This is a genomic window from Ostreiculturibacter nitratireducens (assembly GCF_032670585.1).
Lineage (GTDB): Bacteria > Pseudomonadota > Alphaproteobacteria > Rhodobacterales > Rhodobacteraceae > Ostreiculturibacter > Ostreiculturibacter nitratireducens.
On the sequence record NZ_JAVQHL010000001.1, the window covers coordinates 436,894 to 462,230 of the forward strand.

Annotated in this window: 21 protein-coding genes; 9 read left to right on the forward strand and 12 right to left on the reverse strand. The window is 65.9% G+C overall.

Annotated features, from left to right (window positions below; translation table 11 throughout):
• Positions 1-6: 6 nt before the first annotated feature.
• Both ABCN56_RS02055 and ABCN56_RS02060 read left to right on the forward strand, forming a co-directional pair.
• On the forward strand, positions 7-1,077 hold the full coding sequence (locus ABCN56_RS02055; protein WP_343079103.1) for a lipoate--protein ligase family protein: 1,071 nt from the start codon (positions 7-9) through the stop codon (positions 1,075-1,077).
• 287 nt (positions 1,078-1,364) lie between these two features.
• Complete coding sequence (locus ABCN56_RS02060; protein ID WP_343079104.1) at positions 1,365-2,747, forward strand: UDP-glucose dehydrogenase family protein; 1,383 nt, start codon at positions 1,365-1,367, stop codon at positions 2,745-2,747.
• Positions 2,748-2,806: 59 nt separating this feature from the next.
• Here the strand turns inward: ABCN56_RS02060 and ABCN56_RS02065 are convergent, their stop codons facing one another.
• The 4 genes from ABCN56_RS02065 to ABCN56_RS02080 all read right to left on the reverse strand — a co-directional run bounded on the left by ABCN56_RS02065 (position 2,807) and on the right by ABCN56_RS02080 (position 8,039).
• Positions 2,807-3,994: an osmoprotectant NAGGN system M42 family peptidase gene (locus ABCN56_RS02065; protein WP_343079105.1), complete on the reverse strand. Its 1,188-nt coding sequence runs from the start codon at positions 3,992-3,994 to the stop codon at positions 2,807-2,809.
• Entirely contained in the window at positions 3,991-5,760 is a 1,770-nt protein-coding gene (gene ngg / locus ABCN56_RS02070; protein ID WP_343079106.1) for an N-acetylglutaminylglutamine synthetase, read from the reverse strand. The genes ABCN56_RS02065 and ngg overlap by 4 nt, the downstream gene beginning before the upstream one ends.
• 1 nt (position 5,761) lies before the next feature.
• The gene (locus ABCN56_RS02075; RefSeq protein ID WP_343079107.1) at positions 5,762-7,537 is read right to left on the reverse strand and encodes an N-acetylglutaminylglutamine amidotransferase; all 1,776 of its coding nucleotides are present in this window, start codon (positions 7,535-7,537) and stop codon (positions 5,762-5,764) included.
• 67 nt (positions 7,538-7,604) lie between these two features.
• Entirely contained in the window at positions 7,605-8,039 is a 435-nt protein-coding gene (locus tag ABCN56_RS02080; protein WP_343079108.1) for a helix-turn-helix domain-containing protein, read from the reverse strand.
• Between the two features lie 192 nt (positions 8,040-8,231).
• On the opposite strand from ABCN56_RS02080, the gene ABCN56_RS02085 reads away from it, so the two are divergent.
• Positions 8,232-8,723, forward strand: coding sequence for a MarR family winged helix-turn-helix transcriptional regulator (locus tag ABCN56_RS02085; protein ID WP_343079109.1), 492 nt, complete (start codon positions 8,232-8,234; stop codon positions 8,721-8,723).
• Positions 8,724-8,768: 45 nt separating this feature from the next.
• Here ABCN56_RS02085 and arsJ read toward each other — a convergent pair whose 3' ends face one another.
• Genes arsJ through ABCN56_RS02100 form a run of 3 tightly spaced genes read right to left on the reverse strand, consistent with a single transcriptional unit; the run spans position 8,769 to position 11,871 of the window.
• A complete protein-coding gene (gene arsJ / locus ABCN56_RS02090) occupies positions 8,769-10,034 on the reverse strand; it encodes an organoarsenical effux MFS transporter ArsJ (RefSeq protein ID WP_343079110.1) in 1,266 nt (421 codons plus the stop codon).
• A complete protein-coding gene (locus ABCN56_RS02095) occupies positions 10,031-11,029 on the reverse strand; it encodes an ArsJ-associated glyceraldehyde-3-phosphate dehydrogenase (protein ID WP_343079111.1) in 999 nt (332 codons plus the stop codon). The genes arsJ and ABCN56_RS02095 overlap by 4 nt, the downstream gene beginning before the upstream one ends.
• Complete coding sequence (locus ABCN56_RS02100; protein WP_343079112.1) at positions 11,026-11,871, reverse strand: arsenate reductase/protein-tyrosine-phosphatase family protein; 846 nt, start codon at positions 11,869-11,871, stop codon at positions 11,026-11,028. Before ABCN56_RS02100 ends, ABCN56_RS02095 begins: the two co-directional genes overlap by 4 nt.
• A gap of 221 nt (positions 11,872-12,092) precedes the next feature.
• Between ABCN56_RS02100 and ABCN56_RS02105 the strand changes: the two genes are divergently transcribed.
• Complete coding sequence (locus tag ABCN56_RS02105) at positions 12,093-12,893, forward strand: pyrroline-5-carboxylate reductase family protein (RefSeq protein ID WP_343079113.1); 801 nt, start codon at positions 12,093-12,095, stop codon at positions 12,891-12,893.
• Positions 12,894-12,920: 27 nt separating this feature from the next.
• On the opposite strand, the gene ABCN56_RS02110 is transcribed toward ABCN56_RS02105, so the two are convergent.
• Genes ABCN56_RS02110 through ABCN56_RS02125 form a run of 4 tightly spaced genes read right to left on the reverse strand, consistent with a single transcriptional unit; the run spans position 12,921 to position 17,984 of the window.
• The gene (locus ABCN56_RS02110) at positions 12,921-13,496 is read right to left on the reverse strand and encodes a sarcosine oxidase subunit gamma (protein WP_343079114.1); all 576 of its coding nucleotides are present in this window, start codon (positions 13,494-13,496) and stop codon (positions 12,921-12,923) included.
• Positions 13,489-16,437: a sarcosine oxidase subunit alpha family protein gene (locus tag ABCN56_RS02115; RefSeq protein WP_343079115.1), complete on the reverse strand. Its 2,949-nt coding sequence runs from the start codon at positions 16,435-16,437 to the stop codon at positions 13,489-13,491. Before ABCN56_RS02115 ends, ABCN56_RS02110 begins: the two co-directional genes overlap by 8 nt.
• Entirely contained in the window at positions 16,434-16,721 is a 288-nt protein-coding gene (locus ABCN56_RS02120; RefSeq protein ID WP_343079116.1) for a sarcosine oxidase subunit delta, read from the reverse strand. The genes ABCN56_RS02115 and ABCN56_RS02120 overlap by 4 nt, the downstream gene beginning before the upstream one ends.
• Positions 16,722-16,733: 12 nt before the next feature.
• Positions 16,734-17,984 carry a sarcosine oxidase subunit beta family protein gene (locus ABCN56_RS02125; RefSeq protein WP_343079117.1) on the reverse strand — a complete coding sequence of 417 codons (1,251 nt, stop codon included), beginning with the start codon at positions 17,982-17,984 and terminating at the stop codon, positions 16,734-16,736.
• Positions 17,985-18,067: 83 nt separating this feature from the next.
• Between ABCN56_RS02125 and ABCN56_RS02130 the strand changes: the two genes are divergently transcribed.
• Positions 18,068-19,030 carry a GlxA family transcriptional regulator gene (locus tag ABCN56_RS02130; RefSeq protein WP_343079118.1) on the forward strand — a complete coding sequence of 321 codons (963 nt, stop codon included), beginning with the start codon at positions 18,068-18,070 and terminating at the stop codon, positions 19,028-19,030.
• Here the strand turns inward: ABCN56_RS02130 and ABCN56_RS02135 are convergent.
• Positions 19,017-20,006, reverse strand: a complete 990-nt coding sequence (locus tag ABCN56_RS02135) for a LysR family transcriptional regulator (protein ID WP_343079119.1) — start codon at positions 20,004-20,006, stop codon at positions 19,017-19,019. The genes ABCN56_RS02130 and ABCN56_RS02135 overlap by 14 nt on opposite strands.
• 102 nt (positions 20,007-20,108) lie before the next feature.
• Here ABCN56_RS02135 and ABCN56_RS02140 point away from each other — a divergent pair, with 102 nt between their 5' ends.
• The 4 genes from ABCN56_RS02140 (at position 20,109) to ABCN56_RS02155 (ending at position 25,329) form a co-directional block, all read left to right on the forward strand.
• Complete coding sequence (locus ABCN56_RS02140) at positions 20,109-22,529, forward strand: GcvT family protein (protein ID WP_343079120.1); 2,421 nt, start codon at positions 20,109-20,111, stop codon at positions 22,527-22,529.
• Between the two features lie 311 nt (positions 22,530-22,840).
• Positions 22,841-23,650, forward strand: coding sequence for a transporter substrate-binding domain-containing protein (locus tag ABCN56_RS02145; RefSeq protein WP_343079121.1), 810 nt, complete (start codon positions 22,841-22,843; stop codon positions 23,648-23,650).
• Positions 23,651-23,720: 70 nt separating this feature from the next.
• On the forward strand, positions 23,721-24,455 hold the full coding sequence (locus ABCN56_RS02150) for an amino acid ABC transporter permease (RefSeq protein ID WP_343079122.1): 735 nt from the start codon (positions 23,721-23,723) through the stop codon (positions 24,453-24,455).
• Position 24,456: 1 nt separating this feature from the next.
• Positions 24,457-25,329 (forward strand): amino acid ABC transporter permease, encoded by an 873-nt coding sequence (locus tag ABCN56_RS02155; RefSeq protein ID WP_343079123.1) that lies wholly within the window; start codon positions 24,457-24,459, stop codon positions 25,327-25,329.
• The last annotated feature ends 8 nt before the right edge of the window (positions 25,330-25,337 follow it).

A 25,337-nucleotide genomic window follows, 5' to 3' on the forward strand; every position in this document is an offset into this window, starting at 1 on the left:
CACCACATGACCAAGCCATTCCGCGTGATCGACACGGGCATCCGCGGCTGCCGAGAACAGATGGCCTTCGACCAGGCGCTGATCGCCGGGCACAAGGCCGGGACCACGCCCGACACGGTCCGGTTCCTGCAATTCCCGCCCTCGGTTCTCGTCGGACGGCACCAGGCGATCAGCCAGGAACTGAACCTCGACGCCTGCCGTGTCGCGGGCGTAGGGATCGGGCGCCGCATCACGGGCGGCGGGGCGCTCTACCTCGACGAAGGGCAGTTCGGCTGGGAACTGGTCTTCCACAAATCCACGCTCGGCCTCACGAACCTCGGCGACCTCGCGCGGGAGATTTGCGAGGCGGCAGCCGCGGGCCTCTCGCGGCTCGGCATCGACGCGCGCTACCGGCCGCGCAACGATATCGAGGTCGACGGCCGCAAGATCTCCGGGACCGGGGGCTTCTTCGACGGCGACACCATCTTCTACCAGGGGACGGTCCTCGTCGCCATGGACGGGGCGAAGATGGCTTCGCTCCTGAACATCCCGGCGGCGAAACTGGCGAAGCGAGGTCAGACGAGCGGCGCACAGCGCGTCGTGACGATGACCGAACTGTTCGACGGAAACCCACCCCCGATTTCGGAGGTCAAGGCGGCCATCCTTGAGGGCTTTGCCGAGCGCCTCGGCATTTCGCCCGTGCCCGGCGAGATCCTCGAAAGCGAGGAAGCGGCCGCGAGGGCCATCTTCGACGAGGAAATCGGAACCGACGACTTCGTCTACGAGATAGACGACCCCTCGCATCCGGCCGACGTCATCTCGGCCCGCCACACCGGCGCCGGCGGCACGATCGAGGCCCATTTGCGTCTGGAAGGCCCAAGGCAGGATCGCATTCGGGAAATCCAGTTCACCGGCGATTTCTTCGTCACCCCACCCCGCGTCATTCCCGACCTGGAAGCCGCACTTCGTGGCCTTGCGGTCGACGACGCGGAGGCAGCGGTGGCGGAGTTTTTCGCGGCGGCGGGCGTGGGTCTCCTGACCGCGGCGCCGTCCGATTTCGCCCTTGCGCTGAAGATGGCGGCCGAGAACAGACCCTGACCTCCTAGACCCTGCAATCGGTTGTCAGGGCGCTTGTCCGACACCGGATCGATCGGGAGAAGGCAGTGCCTCTGGAATACGGGAAGCGCCCGCCCCGAATGATCGTCGGACCGACGGGATCTCCCCTCTCAACGGGATTGACTGCGCGAAACGGACCGACTTCCAGCCACGCCTGCGTCCAAGGCGGGGTGGAACACTTGATGCGAAGTGAGGGAAAACCTTAGCCTGTCTCGATAGGGTTCATCGGCAGTTCATTGTCGCGTGGCAAATGATTTTGGAGTACCCCCATGAAAATCGCAGTTATCGGGACAGGCTATGTGGGCCTCGTGTCGGGCGTATGTTTCTCCGACTTCGGCCACGAGGTCGTCTGCGTCGACAAGAACCCGGAAAAGATTTCGATGCTCGAGGCTGGAAGGATCCCGATCTACGAACCGGGCCTCGACGCGCTTCTTTCAACGAACGTCGAAGCCGGACGACTTTCCTTCACGACTGACCTTCGCGCCGCCGTCGATGGGGCGGAGGCGATCTTCATCGCGGTCGGCACGCCGACGCGGCGCGGTGACGGCCATGCCGATCTTACCTACGTCTTCGCCGCGGCCGAGGAGATTGCCCGGGCGCTGACCGGGTATGCCGTCATCGTGACGAAGTCGACCGTCCCGGTCGGCACGAACCGCAAGGTGGCCGCGATCGTCCGCACCACCCGTCCGGACATCGATTTCGACGTCGCATCCAACCCGGAGTTCCTTCGCGAGGGCGCCGCGATCGACGACTTCATGCGGCCCGATCGGGTCGTCGTCGGTGTCGAATCCGACCGCGTGAAGGGAGTCATGGGCAGCATCTATCGACCGCTCTTCCTGCGCGATTTCCCGATCGTCTACACGGACCTCGAGTCGGCCGAGATGATCAAGTACGCCGCCAACGCCTTCCTCGCGACCAAAATCACCTTCATCAACGAAATCGCCGCCCTCTGCGAACGGGTGGGCGCGGACATCAAGGCCGTGGCGCGCGGCATGGGGCTGGACAATCGCATCGGGAACAAGTTCCTGCACGCGGGCCCGGGCTATGGCGGCTCCTGTTTCCCGAAGGACACCAGCGCGCTGGCCCGGATCGGTCAGGACCATGCTTGCCCGATGCAGATCACGGAAACGGTCATGAAGGTGAACGACGCCGTGAAACGGCGCATGATCGACAAGATCATCGATCTCTGCGGCGGATCGGTGAACGGCAAGACGATCGGCGTGCTAGGGGTCACGTTCAAGCCAGACACCGACGACATGCGCGAAGCGCCGAGCCTGACAATCGTTCCCGCCCTAGTCGGCGGCGGGGCGAAGGTTCGGGTGACCGACCCACAGGGGCGCCGCGAGGGCGAGGCGCTTCTGCCCGGCGTGACCTGGGTCGACGACGCCTATTCCGCGGCGCAGGATGCCGACGCCATCGTTATCCTGACGCAATGGAACGAGTTCCGGGCGCTCGACCTCTCGCGCCTCGCGAAGTCGATGACCACGCCGAAAATGGCCGATCTCCGGAATATCTACTCTGAAGAAGATACCGGCGCGGCTGGTTTCACAGCCTATGTCTCCGTCGGCCGGCGTGACAGTTTCAAGGGCGAGTTGTTCCAGCAATCGCAAGAGGCGCGGCCCGGTCGGTCTTCCTTGTCCGGCACGGTCTGATTTCAGGAATCCGGCGGAATCCGGTTCGGACTCCGCCGCCATTTCACGCGCCCTTCGGCCTACCTTCCGCGCTTCGGAGCCACCTCCGGGATCACCCTCGTCTCGACGGTCAGTTCCTGGTCGGCGGGTGCCAATGGCTGATGCGTGAAGCCCCTGAGGCTGGCCATCGCGTTCTCGTCCCGGGGGATGCCGACGTCGCTCAGGGCATAGGCCGTCAGAAGTTCGGCAAGGGATCGCAGGGCGTGCATGTGGATACGCTCGTAACCGTGGCTGGCATCGACGCCGAAGGTCACGAGCGCCGTGCGCACGTCGGCTCCCGCCTCGATCGCCGAGGCGCTGTCCGACCGGTAATAGCGGAACACGTCCTTCTGGTAGCGGATGTCATTGATCTCGCAGAGCTTCGTCATCTTGCGGGTCAGGTGGTAATCGAACGGCCCCGTCTGGTCCGCCATGGCGATCGTGACACCGAACTCGGAAGAGTTCTGCCCCGGTGCCGTCGTGCCGTTGTCGACCGCCACCATCGAGGCGATGTCCGGCAGAAGGATCGCTGCGGCGCCCTGCCCCACCTCTTCCGCGATCGTGAAGAGCCAGTAGATGTCGACTGGCGGCATGGGGCCCTCGGCCATCGTCTTGAGCGCGGCCAGCATCACCGCGACGCCCGCCTTGTTGTCGAGGTGGCGCGAAACGATGAAGCCGTTGCCGAGGAACTCCGGCTGCGGATCGATGGCCACGATGTCGCCGATCGTCACGCCCAGACGCTCGACATGTTCCGGGTGCTGAGCCAACGCGTCGAGGCGCAATTCGACATGCGGCCAGCCGATGGGAGCCTGGTCCACGTCGTCCCCGAACGTATGGCCGGAGGCCTTGGGCGGCAGGATTGTGCCGCGATAGGTACCCTTTTCGGTGAACACTTCCGCGCGCGCACCCTCGGCAAACCGCGCCGACCAGGTGCCGATCGGCACGAGTTCCAGCCGCCCGTTCGGCCGGATCCCCGCGACCTGCGCCCCGAGCGTGTCGAGGTGGGACACGAAGGCACGCGCCCCTGCCGGGCGGTTCCCCTGAAGCCGGGCGCGGATGGCGCCGCGGCGGGTCAGTTCGTATTCCAGCCCGAACCGGTCCAGTTCGCAACACACATGGCGCACGATGTTGTCGGTGTATCCGGTCGGGCTCGGGATCGCGAGAAGCTCCGACAACTGATCCGCGAGGTAGTCGACGTCAATATCCTGACGCGTCGGTTTCTGACTCATTCCTGCAGCCTCCACCCCGTCTCACGCGCGGCCGCCGGGATCGACAGCGGGAAAAGCAGGTCGATGAAGCGTTCGGCCGTGGGCTGCGGCTCGTGGTTCGCGAGGCCCGGCCGTTCGTTCGCCTCGATGAACACGTAGTCGGGTTCGCGCGGCGATTTCACGATCAGGTCGATACCCGTGACCGGGATGTCGATCGCCCGCGCGGCCCTGATGGCGGCCTCGATCAACCTCGGATGCGTTTCTCCGGTGACGTCCTCGATCGTCCCGCCCGTGTGCAGGTTCGCGGTCTTTCTGACAACGACCTCGCGGCCCTTCTCGGGAATGTCATCCATGGTCAGCCCCGCAAGGGACAGGCAGCGTTCGGTTTCCGCGTCCATCGGGATCCGGCTCTCGCCCCCGGTGGCAGCGGCCCGGCGGCGGCTCTGCGCCTTGATGAGGTCGCGAACCTTCGTCACCCCGTCTCCGACGACACGCGCCGGACGCCGCAGCGCCGCCGCGACCACGCGGAAGTCGATCACCACGAGCCGCAGGTCCTCACCGGGAAAGTACTGCTCCATCACCACGTCGTCACTGACCTGACGGGCGCGCTCGACCGCGTCGGAGATCTCCTCGACGCTGGTCAGGCCCACGGCGACGCCGTGCCCCTGTTCGCCCCGTGCCGGCTTGACGACTACGCTTCCGTGCCGTTCGAGGAAGTCGCTCCACGCCCCCTCGTCCCCGGCATCGACCTGTTCGGGAACGGTGACGCCGGCCGCCTTGACGATCCGGTGGGTCAGCTTCTTGTCATCGCAGATCGACAGCGCGACGGCCGAGGTGAACTCGCTCAGCGCCTCCCGGCAGCGCACCGACCGTCCGCCGTAGGAAAGCCGGAAGAGCCCCGCGCCGGCGTCGAAGATCTCGACCCCGATGCCGCGCCGGCGCGCCTCGTTCACGATGATGCCGGCATAGGGGTTCAGACCCTCATCGCCGGTCTCGCCGGTAAACAGCCGCTCGTTGATCCGGTTCTTGCGCTTCAGCGCGTAGACCGGCACACGGCGGAACCCGAGCTTCTTGTAGAGCGCGATCGCCTGCTCGTTGTCATGCAGCACCGAAAGGTCCATGTGCGCGGCGCCACGCGCCTGGAAATGCTCGGCCAGGCGGCGCACGAGCGACTCGCCGATCCCGGCATGCGGCGCCTTGGGCGACACCGCGAGACACCAGAGCGAGGCGCCCCGGTTTGGGTCGTTGAACGCGCGCGCGTGGTCGACGCCCATGACGGACCCCAGAATGGCGCCCGTCTCCGCGTCCTCCGCGACGAGCACGGTCAGCGTGCGCGCGTCACGATTGCCCCAGAAGAACTCCGGCGCCACGGGAACCATGTTGCGTTCGGCATAGATCAGGTTGACCGCCTCCGCGTCCGCCCGCGTCGTCAGCCGCCGGACCGAAAACGCCTGACGCCGGCGCCGGGCCGGGCGGTAGGTAGACAGGTCCAGCCGATATGTCACCGACGGATCGAGGAAGAGTTCCTGTGGCGCCGCGGCAAGCGCGACCTGCGGTTCCGGAACATAGAAGGCGATGTCGCGCCGGTCGGGCCCTTCCGCGCGCAGCGTCTCGGCGAGAAGCGCGTTGCTTTCGAAGGTATGCGCGAAGATCAGCCGGCCCCAACCGCAGTCCACGACCGCGTTGCGCGTGACCTTGGGAAGGTCCTGCGCCGCGGCGTGGCTGTCTTGCCGAAGGCGCTTGAGGCGGTGTTGCTGAGCGTCCGGTCTGCGGGGCCTCGTGGTCATGTCATACTCCCTGCTCCTGCAGCCACATCTCCAGCAGCGCGACCTGCCAGAGTTCTGAGCCGCGCAACGGCGTGATGTGCTCGGACGGAGCGGCGAAGAGTTTGTTGAGGTAGTCGTCGCGGAAGATCGCGCGCTCGCGCGCCCGCTGCGAGGTCAGCGCGTCGCGGACCATGTCGAGGTACGGCCCGTCGATGTATTTCAGGGCCGGCACCGGGAAATAACCCTTCGGCCGGTCGATCACCTCGGACGGGATGACCCGGCGCGCGGCGTCCTTCAGGATGCCCTTGCCGCCATGCGCGAGCTTCAGTTCCGGAGGGATGCGGCCCGCGAGTTCCACGAGCTCGTGGTCGAGGAAGGGAACCCGCGCCTCGAGCCCCCAAGCCATCGTCATGTTGTCCACCCGCTTCACCGGGTCGTCGACCAGCATGACGTTGGTGTCGAGCCGCAGCGCCTTGTCCACGGCATCGTCCGCGCCGCCGAGCGCGAAATGCGCGGCGACGAAACCCAGGCTTTCGTCGCGACGGGCGAGGTAATCCGGGTTCAGATGCTCGGCCATTGTCGCGTGGCTGCGGTCGAAGAAGGCCGCGGCGTAGTCCTCGACCGGCCGGTTGGAACTCGCCATCGGTGGATACCAGTGATAACCGCCGAAGACCTCGTCCGCCCCCTGCCCCGACTGCACGACCTTGATGGATTTCGACACCTCGCGGCTGAGGAGGTAAAATCCGATGTTGTCGTAGGACACCATCGGTTCCGACATCGCACGGATGGCGGAAGGCAGGTTCGCAAGCATCTCGTCGGACGGGATGAAGATCTTGTGGTGGTTTGTCCCGTAGTGATCCGCGATCAGGTCGGAGTACTTGAACTCGTCGCCCTTCTCGCCCTTGGCTTCCTCGAAACCGATCGAATAGGTGGCGAGGTGCTTCTGCCCTTCCTCGGCCAGAAGCCCGACGATCAGGGAACTGTCGACCCCGCCCGACAGAAGGACGCCCACCGGCACGTCCGCGACCATGCGGCGGCGCACCGCGGCGCGGAGTTCTTCCAGGAGAAGCTCGCGCCAGTCCTCGGCCGAACGTTCGGCATCCTCCGCGCTGCGCGCGAAGCTGGGCTCCCAGTAGACGCGGTCGCGGTGCTGCCCGTCGGGCTCGATCTGCCGGATCGTCGCCGCCGGAAGCTTGCGCACGCCCGAAAAGATCGTGCGGGGCGCGGGAACGACCGAATGCCACGTCATGTAGTTGTGCAGCGCGCCTCGGTCGATCTCGGTATCCACGCCACCGGCCGCAAGAAGGGCGGGTAGCGTCGACGCGAAGCGCAGGGTCTTTCCGTTTTCCGCGTAGTAGAGCGGTTTGATGCCGAACCGGTCGCGCACGAGCCACACCCGTCCGGAGTCGCGTTCGTGAATGGCGAAGGCGAACATGCCCTTGAGCCGCTCTACAGCGGCGGGGCCCCATTCGGCCCAGGCCTTCAGGATCACTTCCGTGTCCCCGGTCGAGGCGAAGCGATGCCCCAGCCCGGACAGCTCGGCACGCAGTTCAGGGTAGTTGTAGATGCAGCCATTGAACGCGACCGTCAGTCCCGCCGCCGTATCGACGAAGGGTTGGGCCGATGCTTCGGACAGGTCGATGATCTTCAGCCGACGGTGCCCGAAGCCGACCCGGCCGCGTAGCACCGCGCCCGAGCCATCGGGCCCGCGCGGCGCCATCGCGTCGCTCATCTTCTCGATCGCCGAGGCCGACGCGGGCGCGCCGTTGAAACTGATTTCTCCGCAAATTCCGCACATAACGGGTCTTGATGTCTCCGTATTCCGATTTCGTTGATGGATTTGACGTCACGCGGACGGCGCCGCCTCAGCCACGTTCCGGAGCAAGCTTGGCGTCGGAAACGCGCGACCGGGCGATGCTGCCGAACCGCTTCTCGATCTGGCCAAGCCGCCGCGTGGACGCCGCGAGCTCGCCCTTCAGTTTCCGGATTTCCAGAACGACGTCGCGGACCTTCTCGGGCATGGCGTCACGATCCGCCGGCTCCGGCAGGCCCTCGCCCTCCCCGGTCAGGAGCCACATGATCGAGACGTTCAGCATCCCCGCAAGCATCTGCAACCGGTTGGACGCAGGCTCGCCGCGACCGTTCTCCCATGCCGACAGCGTGGCAAGCCGGATCCCGGTGCGCCGGGCGAGGTCCTCCCGGCTCAACCCCTGCGCCTGTCTGGCCGCGGCAAGCCGATCCCCGAAGGTCGAACTGTTGGCCTCGACACTATCCGCGCTATGAATTCTGGTGTTCGTCATCGTGCTCTGATGCCCCTCTTCATTGGATGGAAGCGGTGCGCCGTCCGAATGACAGCGCGGCGGCATTGCCCCGAGAGCCTCTCATGGCTCCGGGACACTCCCTGGGCTATGGGCAGCCGCCACAACCGCGTGATCTGATTTGACGTCTAATAGTTAGGGTCTTAACTATTGGAACGCAACCTCGGAGCGGAAATGTCGCAGAATCTTGAGTTATTCGCCTTCCTGAAGGCCGTCCGGCGCCTGTCGCGCGCGCTCGACATGCATTCGAGCCGCATCAATCGCGAAAGCGGTCTGACGCTTCCGCAACTCATCGTTCTGACATGCATCCGCGATCTTGGTCAGGTCACAAGCCGCGCGATCTCGATCGCGGCCGACCTCAGCGCGCCCACGGTCGTCGGTATCCTCGACAACCTCGAGGCCAAGGGGCTCATCGAACGGTATCGTTCCGAGACGGACCGGCGGATCGTCCATACCCGGCTGACCGACCGGGGCCGGCATCTGCTGGAAGAAGCGCCCTCGCCGATGGGCGACGCGTTCGAGGCCCGGTTCATGGCTTTGGGTGAGGATCAGCGCCGCGCCCTGCTCTCGGCTCTCATGACGACGGCGGAAATGGTCGGCTCGGACGAAGCGGCCAACGCGCGAAACGGCCAGACGGTATCTCAAGGCGTCGCGGGACCCTCCTAGGGGTTTCACCCCCCTGCCCCGACGCTTGCCGCGCCGACGATGCCGTCAGGTCGCGACCTCCGGCGTTCCCTCCGCCCTCAGCCGCCCGGACGCAAGCGCGCTGAGGCCCACCATGACTGCCGCCGTTCCAAGGCAAAGCGCGAGCCCCCCGGTCTGATAGCTGACGCCCGAGAGCACCGTGCCCAGGAGCCGTCCACCTGCGTTGGCCATGTAGTAGAACCCGACGTCCATCGTCACCCGTTCATCCCGCGTGAAGGCGAGGATCAGGTAGGAGTGGAGCGATGAATTGACCGCGAATATCCCGCCGAAAAACAGCAGTCCCGCGACAAGGGTGACGGTCAGCCAGACTGCGGGCTCTCCCGACAGAAAGGCCATCAGGGCAAGAATCGCCGGCACCAGGAACAGCATAATGGCCCACCGCCGCGCCTCGCCAACCAGTTCGTGCTCCGGCCTGGTAGCGGCGCGCAGAAGGCGGGGTGCGGCCGCCTGAACCGCTCCGTACAGCACGATCCAGAAAGCCATGAAGCTGCCGATCATGAAGAAGGCTGCGCGGTTGCCGTCCTCCGTGCCGTCCGACAGGACGGCGTAGAAATAGATCGGGATGCCCACGACGAACCAGACATCGCGCGCGCCGAACAGGAAGACCCGCGCCACCGAGAGCCAGTTCACGTTCGCGGATTTCGAGAAGACCTCGGAGAACTTCGCCCCCTTGCGCCCCCTGGGCAGGCCCGCCGGCATGGCGACCGCAACGGCGAGAAGGATCACCGCGAGCAACAACGCCATGCCCCAAACGGCTCCGACGAAGCCGACCGTGGCAAGCAGCGCCGCCCCCAGCAGGAAGCCCACGCCCTTCACTGCGTTCTTCGAACCGGTCAGCACCGCGACCCAACGGAACAGCCCCCCGTTGTCCTTCGGCGCCAGAAGCTTCACCGCGGATTTCGAAGACATCTTCGCGAGGTCCTTCGCCACGCCCGACGCGCCCTGCACCGCCATCACATAGGCGACCGAAAGACCGATCCCCCAGCCCGGATCGAGTTGCGCCAGCGCGACGAGCGCGACGACCTGAAGTCCCAGCCCAGCGTAAAGCGTCGAGGTCAGCCCGAACCGCGCGGCGACCCACCCGGCCGAGACATTGGTGACCATGCCCGCGATTTCATAGAGCACGAACAGATAGGCGAGTTGGACCGGCGAAAACCCCAGCGTGTGGAAGTGCAGGAGCACCAGCATCCGCAGCGCGCCGTCGGTCAGCATGAATGCCCAATACGCGGCCGTGACCGCGACATAGGCCGAAAGACCGGACTGACGGGTCACAGGCTGGCCCCGACCATCAGCGCCACGTCGACAAGCCTGTGCGCATAGCCCATCTCGTTGTCATACCAGGCGTAGACCTTCACTTGCGTGCCGTTGACGACCATCGTCGATGGCGCATCCACGATGCCGGAGCGCGGGTCGTTGGTGTAGTCCGCCGAAACGAGTGGCCGCTCCTCGTAGCCGAGAATGCCCCTGAGCGGCCCTTCCGCCGCCGCCTTGAAGAGCGCATTGACCTCTTCGGCCGTCGTTGCCCTTTCTACCTCGAACACGCAGTCCGTGATCGAGGCGTTGAGAAGCGGGACGCGCACCGCATGGCCATTCAGCTTGCCCTTGAGCTCCGGGTAGATCAGCGTGATCGCCGTGGCGCTTCCGGTCGTGGTCGGGATCAGCGAGTTCAGCGCCGACCGCGCACGGCGCAGGTCCTTCGCCGGCCGGTCGACGATGGTCTGTGTGTTCGTCACGTCGTGGATCGTCGTGATCGAACCGTGCCGGATCCCAATCGCCTCGTGAATGACCTTCACGACGGGCGCGAGGCAGTTGGTCGTGCAGCTTGCCGCCGTGACGATGCGGTGCCTTGCGGGATCGTAGATATCCTGATTGACGCCGTAGACGATGTTGGCCGCGTCCCCGTCCTTCACCGGGGCGGAGACGACCACCTTCTTCACCCCCGCCGCGAAATAGGGCGCGAGTTTCGCTTCGGACTTGAAGACCCCGGTGCAATCGATGACAACATCGACACCATCGAGCGGCAGATCCTCGATCCTGCGGCTGCAATGAACCGCAAGCCGCCGACCGTCGATCGATATCGAGTTTTCGTCCGACGCGAACTCCGCGTTCCATCGCCCATGCACCGTGTCGAATTCCAGAAGATGGGCGTGCATCGCGGGATCGCCGACGGCATCGTTGAGCCAGGCAATCCTCGCGCCGCTTTCCAGCAAGGGGCGAAGGGCGAGTTTTCCGATACGGCCGAGGCCGTTGATCGCGTATGTGGTCATTCGGGCGCAGTCTCCTTGTGTGCCGCGATGTCATCGACCGCGGCCTGAAGCGAAATCCGATCCAGCGAGTCCAGCGGCAGCGCCGTGAAGGCGAGGATCCGGTTGCGAAGCATTCCGTAAGCCTGCTGGAAGGCGAGGCGTTTCTGGGCGTCAGTCCCTTCCGCCTTCACCGGATCGGGCATGCCCCAATGGGCGCTGATGGGCTGGCCGTCCCAGCTCGCGCATTCCTCGTTGGCGGCCTGGTCGCAGACCGTGAAGACGAAATCCATTCGCGGCGCGTCGGGACCCTGGAACTCCGACACGTTCTTGGCCCGCAACTGCGATATGTCGTGATCCTTCGACTGGAGCATGTCGATCACGAAGGGGTTCAACTCCGAATAGGGCTTCGTTCCGGCCGAGTAGGCGTTGAAGCGATCGCCCGCTTCGTGGCGCAGGATCGATTCCGCAAAGACCGAGCGGGCGGAGTTGCCCGTGCAGATGAAGAGCACGTTGTACTTGCGGTCCGACATTTTGGTGGACCCCGTCCTTGGCGTGAACGAAACTGGCGAACAGACCTCGGGCCGTCCGCGACAGCAGTCGAGAAGTAGGTAGTCGAAGGTTTCCCGCACTTCCTGCATCTCGATCGAGTAGCGCAGCGAAGTGCCGACCCGCGTCTGCGTCACGAGGCCCGCTTGCGTCAGGGAGGCCAGATAGGACGACAGCGTGCTGGGCCGGATCTGAAGCGCCTCACCGATCTCACCGGCGGGAACGCCGTCCGGATAGCGCCGCATGAGCAGGCGGAAGATGGCCAGCCGCTGCGGGTGGCCAAGCGTCGACAGGCGGGAGGGAATCATTTCTTCCATATTTCGAGAATATTCGAATTATTGGCGTATGCAATGCTCGTCGCCGCAGAAACGGCCCGCAATCCGGAAGGAGAAGGAACCCCTGCCCCATGCCGTCCATCGCAGTTCGGGAAGCGTCCGGCCGACGTCCCATGCAGGCTGGCGGTCCGCCCGCGTTATCCCTAGGGTCGGGGCGCCGACCAAAGCGGAGTCGGCGAAAACTGCTTCTTGGGAAGGACGGCATGACCCAGATTGACGGATCGATCGGCATCATAGGCGGCTCAGGCATGCTGGGCAGCGCGATTTCGGAGGCTTTGCTGGATCATGAAGTCGTTCCCGGCCCGAACTTCTGGATATCGAACCGCACCGGATCCGCGGCCGGTCTGGAGCGTCACGCCGGGATCAGGATCACGACCGACAATCAGGAACTGGTGGACGCCTGCGACGTCATCATCCTGTCGGTCCCGCCCGCGCGCGCCTCGGACATCGGGATACGAGCGGCTGGAAAGCTCCTGGTTTCCGTCATGGCGGGAGTCACGGTCGAGGAGATCAAGGCGCTCACCGGCGCATCGCGCGTCGTGAGGGCCATGAGCAGCCCCGCCGCCGCACTGAGCCTCGCCTATTCCCCTTGGTTCGCGAGCCCGGAGGTCACCGAGGACGATCGCCGGAAAGTCACGGCCATCTTCGCCGCCTGCGGGCTGACCGACGAAATCGGCGAGGAAGGCAACATCGATCACTTCACGGCCATGACGGGCCCCGTTCCCGGTTTCGTGGCTTACTTCGCGAAGTGCATGGCCGACTATGCCGTAGGCAAGGGCATTGGGCGCGACGTGGCCGACAGGGCTATCCGTCAGCTGTTCCTTTCCGCCGGCACCATGATGTCCATCGGCGAAGCGACGCCGGCGGACCATGTCCGCGAGATGATCGATTATGCGGGCACCACGGCGGCCGGTCTGCTGGCAATGGAAAACTCGCCGCTTTCGCGGGCGATCCACGACGGCCTCGATGCCGCCGTGGAGAAGTCGCGGAACATGCGTCGTTAGCGTCGCCGAGCAGCGTCTGGCCGCCCGTCACGGGGCGGCCAGGTACTCCACCGTGGTCATCACGGCGTGCAGGAAGCTGCGGGCCGAGGAACGGGCGCAGAGCATCAGGATATCGCCGTTCTCGTCACGGACGAGGATGACACCCATGTGCTCAATCACCGTGCGCGCGATGCGGCCGGGGCCGAAGGAGGCGGGCGCGGTATCGACCGGCGCCATGCGCTCCAGCACCTCGCCGATCCTCTCGCCTGAGAGCCTGAGCGCCGCCCAGGCATCCGACTGATCGGTCAGGTAGGCCGCGCCGCCGATGGCGCTTCCTGTTTCGGAAACCGGGGCGTCGAAGCCCGGGAGGCTCAGCAGCATCGTTTGGTCCGGGGCCGTCCAGAGCAGCCGGTGCCGCCCGTCGCGGCTGACGGTCGAGGATCCGGCTTCCGGAAGTGCAAGGCCGAGGCCGTCGCGCAGCGCAGCCGCGAGAGCCCCCTCCCCGCCCAAGGGAACGGCGAGGGAGACCAGCGAAAAACCGGTCACCTCAGACACGGACACACCGGCCGCGTCGTGACGGAAGCCGCCCAGTGCCGGGCGCGCGGAAAGCGTGAAGTCAGACACGGAGCCGTTCTCCTTCGGGGTCGATGAAATGGGGGGACACGATTTCGACGGCGATCTCGCCCCCGCGGACGGCGTTGAAGGCGCGCACGACTTCGCCCATGCGCTCGCCACCGCGCCGGATGAAGCCGAGGCCGATGGAGTGTCCGAGCGATGGCGAATAGGCGACGGAGGTCATCCAGCCCTCGTCGTTCTCCATCGTGGCGGCCGCACCGACGGGCAGGAAATGCGCCCCCGCCGTCAGCGTGTCGTTGCGGTTCACGGGCCGGAAACCGACGAGCGTCAGCCCGTCCTCGCGCTGCATCCCCTCACGCCCGGCGAGCGTCTTGCCGACGAAGTCCTTCTTCTTCGACATCATCTTCGCCATGCCGAGATCGCGCGCCGTGGTCTGGCCGTTGAGCTCGTTGCCGGCGGCGTGCCCCTTCTCGATCCGCATGACGCCGAGCGCCTCGGTCCCGTAGGCGACGACGCCCAGATCGCGCCCCGCTTCCATCAGGACACGGATCATCGCATCGCCGCAGCGCGCGGGGACCGCGACCTCATAGGCAAGCTCGCCCGAGAACGAGATCCGGAAGAGCCGCGCCGGAACGCCGTTGCAGACCGTGAGCTCGGCACAGGCCATGTAGGGGAAGGCCTCGTTCGAGATGTCGAAATCCTTGTCGACGATCCGCGCCAGAAGATCCCGCGCCCGCGGGCCCGCGACCGAGAATTGCGCAAACTGGTCGGTGGAGGAGATCAGGTGCACGTCCATCCCGGGCCACAGGCATTGGCGGCAGAATTCGAGATGCCGGAAGATGCTGACCGCGTTCGCGGTGGTCGTCGTCATCACGAAGTGGGTGTCCGACATCCGCGCCGTCGTGCCGTCATCCTTGGCGATCCCGTCCTCGCGCAGCATGAGCCCGTAGCGGACCTTGCCGACGGCGAGGTTGGAGAAACCGTTGATGTAGACCTTGTCGAGGAAGGCCGCGGCATCGCGGCCCTGGATGTCGATCTTTCCAAGCGTAGAGACGTCGCAGATACCCACTGCCGCACGGGTCTGGAGAACCTCGCGGTCCACAGACTGCCGCCACTCGGTCTCGCCTGCGCGCGGGAACCATTGCGCCCTCAGCCACGGCCCGACCTCGACGAAGACGGCGCCCTGCTCGGCGGCCCAGTCATGGCTCGGCGTGAGCCGCGTCGGGCGGAAGTCCTTGCCCCTTGCGCGGCCGGCCAGGGCACCGATCGGAACCGGCGTATAGGGCGGGCGGAAGATCGTCGTGCCGGTTTCCGCGATCGTGCGGCCCGTGCATTCGGCCATCACGGCGAGCGCGGGGACGTTCGCCGTCTTGCCCTGATCGGTCGCCATGCCGAGCGTCGTGTAGCGCTTCAGCAATTCGACGGAACGGAAGCCCTCCTGGTGGGCGAGCTTCACGTCCTTCACCGTGACGTCGTTCTGGAAATCGAGCCAGGCGCGGCCACGGGATTCCTTGACGTGCCAGAAGGCCGACACGCCCGCCGCCTCGTCCGAGGCCGTGGGCGCCGCTCCCTTCGAAGACTTCAGTCCCAGGTCCGAAAGCGCCGCCTGCGCCGCTTCGACGCCCGAGCGTAGAGCCGCGCCGAGCGTCAGCGCGCCATTCGCCGCACCGGCCACGCGCATCCCCTGCGGCATGGCTCCACCCGGAACGAAGGCCGCGATGTCGTCGCGCCAGACGGGACGGCCGCGCTGGTGGCAGGTCAGGTGAACGTTCGGGCTCCAGCCGCCGCTGACCGCGAGGCAGTCCGTCGCGATCCGGCGGCCATCCTGGAGGATGATCTCCCGCAGGCCATGGCGCCCCTTCGTGTCCACGATGCGCCCGCCCGCGATGACCTCGGTGCCCTTGGGCGCCGTGCCGTAGGCGTCCTTGCGGCTGTCGATGATCGCGGTCACGCGGAGGCCGAGCGCCGACAGGTCCGCGGCCGTACGCCAGCCGTCGTCGTTGTTGGTGAAGACCGTGACCTCGCGGCCCGGAGCGACACCCCAGCGGTTCGCGTAGGCGCGCACGGCCCCGGCCAGCATCACGCCCGGCCGGTCGTTGGCGCCGAAGGCGATCGGACGTTCCGTCGAACCGGCGCAGAGAACCGAGCGGCCCGAATAGATGCGCCAGAGGATCTGGCGCGGCTTGCCGCCGCTTTCGGCGAGGTGGTCGGTCCGCCTTTCCAGCGCGCCGAAGATGCCGTGGTCGAAGGCGCCGATGACCGTGGTGCGCGTCATCACCCGCACGTTGGGCATGGCGGCAAGCTCGGCCACCGTCCTCGCAGCCCAGTCGCGGCCCGGCATGCCGTCGACCTCATGCGTCTCGGCGTTGAGCCGGCCACCGGGAAGGAAATCCTCGTCCGCGAGGATCACCCGCGCGCCGCTGCGCCCCGCGGCCAGTGCCGCCGCGAGGCCGGTGGGCCCCGCGCCGATCACCAGAAGGTCGCAGTGCAGGAAGCCCTTGTCGTAGACGTCGGGATCGGGCTCCATCGACAGCCGACCGAGGCCGGCCGCCGCGCGGATCACGGGCTCGTAGAACCTTTCCCACAACGCCGCCGGCCACATGAAGGTCTTGTAGTAGAACCCGGCCGTCAGGAAATTCGAGAAGAGGTCGTTCACCGCCAGAAGATCGTGGCGGAGCGAGCCGCGATGGTTCTGGCTGCGCGCCTCGAGCCCGTCGAAGAGCTCCGCGACGGTGGCCCGGGTGTTGGGTTCCTGCGCCGCGCCGTGCCGGAGTTCCACGAGCGCGCTCGGCTCCTCGGAACCCGCCGTCAGGATGCCGCGCGGGCGGTGATACTTGAACGACCGCGCCACGAGCCGTTGCCCGTTCGCCAGCAGCGCCGAGGCGAGCGTGTCGCCCTCGAAGCCCTGAAACTGCACGCCGTTGAACCGGAAGCCGAGCGGCTTGTCGCGATTGACGAGACCGCCGGAAAGACGATGAGACTGGGTCATTTGCCGCGCCCCCGTGCAAGCGCGACGTCGCGCGCGAGTTCCACCTTGACGACCTCGTGGGTCGTCGTGTCGCGCGTCACCACCAGCCAGGAACGGTCGCCCTGCTCGTGATACCAGAGCTCGCGGTGCTGCCCGGCGGGGTTGTCGCGGAGGTAGAGGTAGTCGTGGAACCGGTCCATCGCGTCGGGCAGGTCGGGATCCGGGCGGTCGATCAGAGAGGCGTCGCCCAGGTAGACGAACTCAGCGGCGTCGCGGGGGCCGAGAAGAGGGTGTGGGATGATCATCGGATCTTGCCTTCAGTGCAGGTTGGGCTGCGCGCCCATGCCCTTTTCGTCGATCACGTGACCGGTGCGGAACCGGTCCAGACGATAGGCCGTCGCGGTGGGATGCGGGTTGCCGGTGGCGAGGAGGTGGGCGTAGCACCAGCCCGACGCGGGCGTCGCCTTGAAGCCGCCATAGCACCAGCCGCCGTTGAAATAGAGGCCGTCGACGTGCGTCCTGTCGATGAACGGCGATCCGTCCATCGACATGTCCATGACGCCGCCCCACATCCTGAGAAGCCGCGCCCGGCCGATTGCCGGCATCAGCGCCATGCCGCCCTCGCAGACATCCTCGACCACGGGCAGGTTGCCGCGCTGCGCATAGGAGTTGTAGCCGTCGATGTCGCCGCCGAAGACGAGGCCGCCCTTGTCCGACTGGCTGATGTAGAAGTGGCCCGCGCCGAAGGTGATGACGCCGGGGATGACCGGCTTCAGCCCTTCCGACACGAAGGCCTGGAGCACGTGGCTCTCGATCGGCAGGCGCATGCCGGCCATCGACATGACCCGGCCCGACGAGCCGGCGACGCAGACCGCGACTTTGGCGGCGCGGATCGTTCCCCGGTTGGTCCGCACGCCGCGGACCCTGCCGTTCTCGATGTCGAAGCCCGTGACCTCGCAGTTCTGGATGATATCGACGCCGCGCTGGTCGGCGCCGCGGGCATAGCCCCACGCGACCGCATCGTGGCGCACAGTGCCGCCGCGCGGCTGGAGAAGCCCGCCCTGGATCGGGAAGCGCGCATTGTCGAAGTCGAGGAACGGGTAGAGCTTCCGCACGCCCTCGGTATCCAGCATGACCGGGTCGGCCCCCGCCAGCTTCATCGACGTACCGCGCCGCGCGTAGGCATCCCGCTGCGCGTCGCTGTGGAAGAGGTTCAGAACCCCGCGCTGCGACACCATCGCGTTGTAGTTGAAGTCCTGCTCAAGCCCTTCCCAGAGCTTCATGGAGAACTCGTAGAAGGGTTCATTGCCCGGCAGAAGGTAGTTCGAGCGGACGATCGTCGTGTTGCGGCCGACGTTTCCCGACCCGATCCAGCCCTTCTCGAGCACGGCGACGTTGGTGATGCCGAACTCGCGGGCCAGGTAGTAGGCCGTCGCAAGTCCGTGACCACCGCCACCGACGATCACGACGTCGTAGGCCGGCTTCGGTTCCGGATCACGCCAGACCGGAGTCCAGCCCTTGTGGCCCTTCAGGGCCTCGGCGAAGATTTTCAGGGCAGAATAGCGCATGGGCTCCATCCACGGGTAACCCGCGCAAAATGGACGCGCCGCCCGGCATTGAATTGCGCGAAACAGTCGTCTAGTTGCAGGATATGGACACAATCTCTTCAGACGCCCGGCCTTTCCGCATCGGCTTCCTGCTGATCGACGGCTTCGCGCTGATGTCCTACGCCTCGGCGATCGAACCGCTGCGCGCTGCGAATCTTCTTGCCGAGCACATGCTCTACGACATCCGGCACATCCATGCGGAAGGCCGCGCGGCCCGGAGTTCCAGCGGGGCGGAAGTGCCGGCCATCGAGGTTCAGGACGCGGGCACCGACCACGACATGGTCCTCGTGGTGGCGGGCGGCGACCCGATGCAGTTCACCAACGAACGCGTCCTCGGCTGGCTGCGGCGGCTCGACAGGCAAGGCGTCGTCCTGGGCGGAGTGTCAGGCGGGCCCGCCGTTCTGGCCAACGCCGGCCTGATGGCCGGCCGGCGCATGACGATCCACTGGGAACACATGCCCGCGCTGCTGGAGCGTCACCCGGACCTCCTGCTGGAAAAGGCGCTTTTCGTCCTCGACCGGAACCGCGTCACCTGCGCCGGCGGCTCGGCGCCGCTCGACCTGATGCATGCGCTCATCGCGCTCCACCACGGACAGGCCTTCGCCCGCGGCGTCAGCGACTGGTTCATGCATACGGAGGTGCGCCCCTCCGCCGGGCCTCAGCGCGCTGGCCTGGTGGAACGTTACGGGACGACCAACGGCGCGATCCTGTTGGCCATCGAGGTCATGGAGACACATATCTCCGACCCGCTCGACCTCGGGCAACTGGCGGGCTTCGCGGGCGTCAGCGAACGCCAGCTGAACCGCCTGTTCCGCGAGAAGATGGGCAGGAGCGCAATGGCGTTCTACCGTTCGCTCCGCCTCGGCAAGGCACGCAACCTGATCCAGACCTCCTCCGTCCCGCTGACCGAGATCGCGCTCGCCACGGGCTTTGCGAGTTCGGCGCATTTCTCGAATGCCTACAGCGCGGAGTTCGGGGCGCCACCCTCGCAGGTCAGGCGTCAGTAGTTTCGAAAATACCCGGATTGGCAGCGCGGATCATGTCGGTCGCCAAGGGAGAGACCGCCGCCCAGGGCCCGTCCACCAGCCGACGGAAGACATGGATCAGCCGCCGGGCCGCCTCCCCGGCGAGGTCATGCGTCTCGTCCCTGCGGTTCAGAAGGAAGAAGGTCCGCACCTGGTCCTCGCGGCACGGATGTATGTCGATGTCACGCAGCGCCGAGGGCAACTGGAACAGGCAGAACGTCGAGGTGATCGCCCAGCCGTAGCCAGCCTGGACGAAGCGCAGGAGGCTCTGGCTCGAATCGAAGCTGAAACGCGGCCGCTCGACCGCGCCCATTTCCTGCGCGATCGCCGCCGTGGCCGCCCCGAATTTCGAGGTCCGGCCGTAGGCGACCTGGTGATCCTCCGCGACGAACTCGGCCGGCTCCCGGCCGCTCAGGCGGCGCGGGCTGACCAGCACATAGGGATCCTTGAAAAGCGGCGTGCACTCCGCCCGTGTCGAGGGGTCGAAGGGCGGACTGTCCACGGCGAGGTCGAACTGCCGGGCGCGGAATGCCTCCTCGATCCAGGGCGAGATGCCGGAGCGCAGCTCGACCGTCTGGGCAAGCGAACCGGAAGCCGACAGGAACTCCGCCCCGATGATGCAGGAAAGGCTGTCTGGCATGGCCATCCGCAGGACTTCCCGAGAGGCGCCCTCTGTTCCACGCACCCGAGCCACGAGCGACTCGAGTTGTTCCAGCAGGCCCGGAAGCTCCTGCGCCAGCGCCTCTCCCGCCGCCGTGAGCGTCAGCGGGCGCGACTTGCGATGCACCAGCCGCTGACCGATCTGCGCCTCCAGCCTCTGCAACTGTTGCGTGATTGCCGGCTGCGACACCCCGAGCGCCGCACCTGCCGCCGACATGCTGGAAGACCGCGCGATCTCGAGGAAGCCGCGGAGCAGTCCGATCTCCGGAAGCGGCTGGGGACTCGCTCTATTCGGCATGCTTATGATCTCCATTGGTTTGGGCAATCATATAGAGGCAACTGGATTTCGGAGCCATCCCGCCCGATACGGAATCGCAAGTCTCGAAACTGGGAGCTTGCGATGAAGACGCATGCACAGGCGGTTGTGATCGGCGGCGGGCTGGTCGGCTGTTCTATTCTCTACCACCTCGCCAAACTCGGCTGGACCGACGTCGTGCTGCTGGAGCGTGACGAGCTGACTTCGGGTTCGACCTGGCACGCGGCCGCGAACATCCACGGCCTGCACGACAACAACAACATCTCGAAGATCCAGTACTACACGATGAAGCTCTACAAGGAGCTTGAGGCGGAGACTGGACAGGGCTGCGGCGTGTTCCAGCCGGGATCGCTTTACCTCGCGCAGACGGAAGCCCGCGAACATCAGCTGCGCCTTCAGGAAGCAAAGGCCCGTTACTTCAGGGCCGATTTCCACAACATCACCCGCGACGAGGCCGAAAGGCTGCATCCGCTGGTCGATTTCGACGGCATCCGCTGCATCATGTACGAACCCGACGGCGGCAACGTCGACCCTTCGGGCGTGACGCATGCCTACGCCGCCGGCGCGCGGAAACTGGGCGCGGAGATCTACCGCTTCACCCCGGTCACGGCGACCATCCAGCAGCCCGACGGTTCCTGGATCGTCGAGACGCCGAACGGCAACATCCACACCCAGTGGGTCGTGAACGCGGCAGGGCTCTGGGGCCGCGAGGTCGCGCGTCTTGCCGGGATCGAGCTGCCGCTTCAGCCGACCGAGCACCAGTATTTCGTGACCGAGACGATCGCGGAAATCGCATCGCTCGGCCGCCGCCTGCCCTCGGTCGCGGACCGCGACGGCGAATACTACCTCCGCCAGGAGGGCAACGGCCTCCTGATCGGTGCCTACGAAAAGGACATGCGCTTCTGGGCCGAGGACGGCACGCCCCAGGGCTTCGGCCACGAGCTTTTCGCCGATGACCTCGAGCGGATCGAAGAGAACATGATGCGCGCCATCGCCCGTGTGCCCGCGGTCGGCACGGCCGGGATCAAGCGGGTCATCAACGGCCCGATGATCTGGTCGCCGGACAGCGCGGCGCTCTACGGCCCGGTTCCGGAACTGAAGAACTACTTCTGCTGCACCGGCATCATCCCTGGCTTCTCGCAGTCGGGCGGTCTTGGCCTGATGAGCGCCCAGTGGATCATCCAGGGCGAGCCGCAATACGACATGTTCGCCTGGGACCTCGCGCGCTTCGGCGACTGGGCCGACAAGGCCTTCACCAAGGCCCGCGTGCAGGATCAGTACGCCAACCGCTTCAAGATCCACTTCCCGTATGAAGAGCGCGCCGCCGGCCGTCCGGTCCGCACCCGTCCCGCCTTCCAGATACAGAAGGACATGGGCGCGGTCTTCGGCCTCAACTACGGCTGGGAACATCCCTTGTGGTTCGCCCCGGAAGGCGTCGAGCCGAAGGAAACCTACGGCTTCACGCGCCAGCCCTGGTTCGACCATGTGGGGACCGAGGTGAAGGCGCTGCGCGACGGCGTCGGCGTGATCGACATCTCGAACTTCGCGAAATACGAGGTCAAGGGCGAAGGCGCCGGCGAGTGGCTCGACCGGATCATCGCCAACCGCGTCCCTTCCGAGATCGGGCGTTCCTGCCTGACGCCGCTCATCGGCAAACGCGGCGGCATCGCGGGCGACTTCACGGTCACGAAGCTCGGCGAGGATCACTTCTTCATGGTAGGCTCGGGCATGGCCGAGCGTTACCACCAGCGCTACTTCACGGAGGTTCCGCGCCCCGAGACGGTCTCGTTCACGAGCCTGACGGTCGCGCTCTGCGGCTTCAACGTCGCCGGCCCTCAGGCGCGCACGCTGCTGTCGCGGCTGACCCAGGAAGACCTGTCGAACGCGTCCTTCCCCTTCATGCGGTCGCGCCGGATCTCCATCGCGGGCGTCGATGCGATCGCCATCCGGGTTTCGTTCACGGGCGACCTCGGCTGGGAACTCTACGTGCCGGAAGCCGACCAGGTGAAGCTCTACTCCGCGCTTCTCGAAACCGGCCGCGACCTGGGCGTACGCCCGGTCGGCAGCCGCGCCCTCCTGTCGCTGCGCGTCGAGAAGGGTTACGGCTCGTGGGGTCGTGAATACAGCCCCGAATACTGGCCGCAGGAAGTGGGCCTCGACCGGCTCATCAAGATGGACAAGCCCGAATTCCTCGGGAAGGAGGCCTACGCGGCTCTGGCCGATCAGGCCCCGCGCGAGAAGCTCGTGATGATCGAGGTCGATGCGGACATCGCCGACGCTTCGGGCGGCGAGCCGATCTTCCTGCCGGACGGCTCGCCCGTCGGCCGGGTCAGCTCGGGCGCCTACGGCTTCTCGGTCGGCAAGTCGCTCGCCCTTGGCTTCATCAAGACGCCGAGCGCCGTCGCCGGCACCGAAGTCTCCGTAGCGATCCTGGGCAGGCCGCATCGCGGCATTATCCTCGCCGAACCCGCCTTCGACCCGAAGGGCGAACGGCTGCGCGGCTGACGACAGCAGAGAAAAGCGCCCCCGCGTTCGTGGCTCGGGGGTGCAATCAGGACGGAAAGGGAAACCAGGCTGGACTACGGACGGGATCATTCGGACCTGCCGAACGCCTTCAGGGCGCTTGTGCCGCCTGCCCTGCCCCGTTCATTCGCGCTTCCGAAAGGGAAGGCGGAAATCCATCCGCCTTCCCTTTCCAATGCAAAGAGAACTCCGAACCAGCGGAGCGATCAAAGACACTCCCCGCTCATCGTCCAACAAGGCGGCGTGCGGGTTTCACCCCAACAACACGGGACTAGCCCGTGGAGGAGACCGGAATGAAGAAACTGATCGGATTCGCCATTGCCGCGGGCATGGCCGCCACTCTCGCGAGCCCGGCGCTGGCCGACAAGCTCGAGGACATCAAGGCCGCCGGCAAGATCGTCGTCGGCGTCAAGCAGGACTACAAGCCCTGGGGCTACCTGACCACTGACGGCGAACTCGTCGGCCTCGAGATCGACCTCGCAAAGGACGTCGCGCAGCGTCTCGGCGTGGAAGTCGAGCTGGTGCCGGTCGTCGCGTCCAACCGGATGGAATTCCTCCAGCAGGGCCGCATCGACCTGATCATCGCCACGATGGGCGACAACCCGGAGCGCCGTGAAGTCGTCGGCATGATCGAGCCGAACTACTACGCCGGCGGCACCAACGTCATCGCTCCGAAGGCCGCTGGCCTGAAGGAATGGGAAGACATCCGCGGCAAGGACGTCTGCGCCCTGCAGGGTTCCTACTACAACAAGCGCGTGACCCAGCTCTACGGCCCGAACCTCGTCGCCTTCGCCGGCATCCCGGAAGCGACCTCGGCGCTGACCAACGGCAGCTGCGTGGCCTTCCTCTACGACAACACCTGGATCGAGTCGCAGCTGGCTTCGGACCCCCAGTGGGCCGAGTATGAAATGCCGCTCGTGACCGAGGACCCGCAGGCGTGGTCGATCGCCGTTCCGCTGGAAGACCTCGACCAGCCCTACGGCCAGCTCATGAGCGAAATCGTCACCGACTGGCACAAGTCGGGCTTCCTGATCGAGCGCAATGCCGCTAACGGCATCGCGGCCAGCCCGTTCCTGCAGGAACAGCACGACAAGCTGCAGTAAGGCTTGGCACAAACCGATACCGGGCCGGCGCCCCTGATGGCGCCGGCTCGGACCATTTGCGGGGATTGGCATGGAATCTGTGCTCGATTGGCTCCGGCCGGATTGGTTCTTGGATCTTTCGGTCGTCCAGGACGACTACAACCGCGGGCGATACCTCGCCGGGTTGTGGACGACGGCCAAGCTGTCGGTCCTTTGCATCCTGTTCTCTCTCGTCGTCGGCGTCATTGGCGCCGCCGCCCAGGGCGCACCCAGCCGAACGCTGAGGGTTCTGGTCGGGTTCTTCGTGGCGTTCTTCCGCAACACCCCGCCGCTGGTGCAGCTCTACTTCTTCTACTTCGCGATCGGGACCGTTCTTCGGATCACCGGAGAGAACGGACTGCCGCAACCGCTCGTCAGCAATTTCGGCTGGGCGCTCATCTCGCTGTCGCTTTTCGCGGGCGCCATGAACGTGGAGATCTTCCGCTCCGGGATCGAGGCCGTTCCGAAGTCGACGATCGAGGCCGCTGAGGCCCTGGGCTACACCCGGCTTCAGACCTATCGCTACATCGTATTGCCGCTCGCCATCCGCATCTCCATGTCGGCGCTCGGCACCAATCTCGTGAACCTCGTCAAGACGACGACGCTCGCTTACGCGATCGCCGTTCCGGAACTTCTATATGTCGCCGCCCAGATCTGGTCGGAGGATCTGAACGTGCGGGAGATGATGAACGTCCTTCTGTTCTCCTATGTCGGCATCGTCGCCGTCCTCGTTTGGGTCCTGCACCGTTGGGAAAAGGCGCTGCGGATCCCTGGGTATGGAGGCTGACATGAAGAACCTTTCGAGTCAGGCGCACGTCAAGGGGCATCTCCCCGTGCTTCTGCCCGTGCGTCGGGTCATGCTGTCGGACCTGCCGCTGCAGGATCGCCTGTTCAACGTTTGGACCGGCAGCGCCCTGCTCCTCGCGTTCCTCGCCGTGGCGGTCGGGCCGTCCTACGCACAGGCTGACACCGCCCAGACGCGCTCGATCGTTGCGATCCTGCTGGAGTGGACGCCGTCCCTGGCCAAGGCCTTCGGCTTCAACGTCCTGATTTCGATCTTCGCGATGGCGATCGGCACGGTCCTGGGCGTCGGGCTCGGGGTCTTGCAGGTCTCGCCGCTTCCCGCGATCCGCCGGTCGGCCTGGCTTGTGACCCAGTTCTTCCGCAACTCCCCTTGGCTCGTCCTCCTTTTCTATTGCATCCTCCTGATCCCGTTCAAGATTTCGGTCTTCGGCGTGACCGTGCCCTTCCCGGGGTGGATCAAGGCGGTCATCGGCCTGTCGCTGCCGGTCATGGCATACATGTCCGAGTTCATGCGCGGCGCCATTCTCTCGATCCCGACCGGCCAGTGGGAATCCGCGACCTCGCTCGGCTTCTCCCGTGGGCAGACGATGCGCGAAATCATCCTGCCGCAGACTGTGAAGCGGGTGCTTCCTCCGTGGATGAACCTCTATGCAGTTCTGACGATGGCCACGCCGCTGGTGTCGATCGTCGGTGTCAACGAGGTGATGAGCATGACGCGCGCGGCACTCAGCGCAGAGGGTCGGGTCGACCTGCTGATCCCGATGTATCTCTACATCCTCTGCTGGTTCTTCATCTACTGCTATCCGATCAGCGCCCTTACCAGCCGTCTTGAACGGCGGTTCGCGGTCAAACTTTGAAGGAGAAC